General features: G+C 75.0%; 3 protein-coding genes. 2 read left to right on the plus strand and 1 reads right to left on the minus strand.

The genetic code is table 11. The features are described 5' to 3' along the window. Positions 1-1187, plus strand: a 1187-nt coding sequence (locus ABT336_RS27310) for a D-alanyl-D-alanine carboxypeptidase family protein (RefSeq protein WP_350900462.1), incomplete at its 5' end; no start/stop codon positions are given. Positions 1188-1242: 55 nt separating this feature from the next. On the opposite strand, the gene ABT336_RS27315 is transcribed toward ABT336_RS27310, so the two are convergent. Beyond that, positions 1243-1431 carry a hypothetical protein gene (locus tag ABT336_RS27315; RefSeq protein ID WP_350900464.1) on the minus strand — a complete coding sequence of 63 codons (189 nt, stop codon included), beginning with the start codon at positions 1429-1431 and terminating at the stop codon, positions 1243-1245. Between the two features lie 126 nt (positions 1432-1557). Between ABT336_RS27315 and ABT336_RS27320 the strand changes: the two genes are divergently transcribed. Beyond that, the coding region (locus ABT336_RS27320) for a M15 family metallopeptidase (protein ID WP_350900466.1) at positions 1558-2210 on the plus strand (653 nt) is incomplete at its 3' end.

Here is a 2210-nt window from a genome sequence, read left to right on the forward strand (position 1 = left end):
CCGGCCCCGCCGCCGGTCCGGTGGTGCCCTGCCCCCGGGCGGTGGCACCGAAGGTCACCCGGTCGCCCCGGCCGACCCCACCGCCGGTGGTGCCGCAGCACCGGACGGTCGGCGGAGCGGCGCTGGCCACCGCCGGTCTGGTGACCCCGCCCGGTGCGCCGTCGCCACCGGCGGTCACCGCGACGTCGTGGGTGGTGGCCGACCTGGACAGCGGGGCGGTCCTGGGCGGGTGCGGGCCCCACGAGTCCGCCACCCCGGCGAGCGTCCAGAAGCTCCTGCTGGCGGCCACCATGCTGCCGAGACTGGATCCCGACCAGGTGGTCACCGCCACCGACGCCGACCTCGACATCGCCGCCGGGTCCTCGGCCGTCGGCCTCGTGGTGGGGGGCCGTTACCGGGTGGAGACGGTCTGGCTCGGCCTGCTGTTCAACTCCGGCAACGAGGCGGCGAACCTGCTGGCCCGCCTCGGTGGCGGGGCGGACGGGGCAGCCGGTGGGGTACGGGCGATGAACGAGGAGGCCCTCCGGCTGGGAGCATTGCAGACGCATGCGGTGACCCCGTCCGGGCTGGACGGTCCCGGGCAGTTCACCAGCGCGTACGACCTGGCACTGATCGCCCGGGCCTGCTTCGCCCAGCCGACCTTCGCCAGGTACGCGCGAGCCGAGCGGGCCCGGGTTCCGGCCCAGCCCGCCCTCAAGGTCAGGGGCTTCCAGATCCAGAACGACAACCAGCTCATCTACCGGTACCCGGGTGCGCTGGGCGGGAAGACCGGTTTCACCGACTACGCCCGGCACACCTACGTCGGGGCGGCCGAGCGTGGGGGTCGGCGGCTGGTGGTCAGCCTCCTCGGGGCCGAGCCCCGGCCGATGCGGGGTTGGGAACAGGGGGCCGCCCTGCTCGACTGGGGTTTCGCACTGCCCCGTAACGCCGCCGTCGGTCGACTGGTCGAGCCGGGGGAGTTGACCGCCACCCCGCCCGTCGCCGTCACCGACCCCAGTCCGTCACCCCTGGACACCGGGGCCGACGCCGTCGTCGGGCCGGCCATGGCCCGCCCGGCCCGGGACCAGACGACGGCCGGTGTCGCCCCGGTGACCCTGTCGGTCCTGCTCGGCGGGGTCACCGTCCTGACGGCGACAGGGACTCTGCTGCTGGTACGACGTCGTCGCTCCCGCCGCCGACCGGGCTGAGGTACGACAGGAGGGCGGGTCGGTTCCGCCACCGACCCGCCCTCCGCCGTGCGTGTCACAGGTCCGCCGACTGCTCCCCGTTCGGGTCCTCACCGGCGGCGCGCGCCCGGTCGGCGTCGGCGTCGGCCCGGCCCACCGGTACGCCGTCGTCGACTGCGGGTGCCGTCAGGTCGGGGTCGGCCATGTCTGCGGGAAGCTGGCCGGCGGCAGCCAGCCCCACCGGCACGTACCTGGGGTCGCTCATGGTCTCCTCCTCATCGACGTCTGCCGGTTTCCGATACCCGTCGGTCCGGACCGCCACACCTGCCCGGGTGTGACGGCATCGGACGACCGGCCGTCGGGACACCGGGAACCCGGCTAGCGTGAGCGGGTGAGCACCGTGACCACCCGGGGCGTCAGTGCCGGCTCGTGGTCGGTCCTGTCCGTGCTGGCGGCGACCGTCGCCCTCCTCCCCGCCGCCTGCCACCGGCCGTCGTCCCCGGCCCCGTCACCGCCCGCGTCGGCAGCCCCGCAGGCCCCGGCCGACGTGGTCGTCCTCGGCGACGTCGACCCCACGATCCGCAGCGACATCCGGTACGCGACCGAACGCAACTTCGTCGGTCGGCCGTTGGAGGGCTACCGGGAACCGTTGTGCCTGCTCACCCGGGCGGCTGCCGACGCCCTCCGTCGGGTGCAGGCCGCCGCCCTCACCCACGGTCACACACTGAAGGTGTACGACTGTTACCGCCCCGGCCGCGCCGCCGACGACATCCTCCGGTGGGCCCGGGATCCGGGCGGGACACCGACCGGTCGGACGTACCACCCCCGGGTGTCGAAGTCGGACCTCTTCGCCCAGGGCTACCTGGCCGCCCCGACCGCCCACAGCCGAGGCAGCACGGTGGACCTGACCCTGGTCCGCCTCCCCGCGTCCTCCCCGGCGTCTGCGTCCCGCGCCCCGGCAGCGCCGTGTGTGAGGTCGATCGCGCCTAGGGTGAGCGCATCGGCGATGTCCCGCGCTAGCACGGTTCCGGTCGCTGCTGCCCG

This window comes from Micromonospora sp. NPDC000207 (assembly GCF_040300925.1).
GTDB lineage: Bacteria > Actinomycetota > Actinomycetes > Mycobacteriales > Micromonosporaceae > Micromonospora.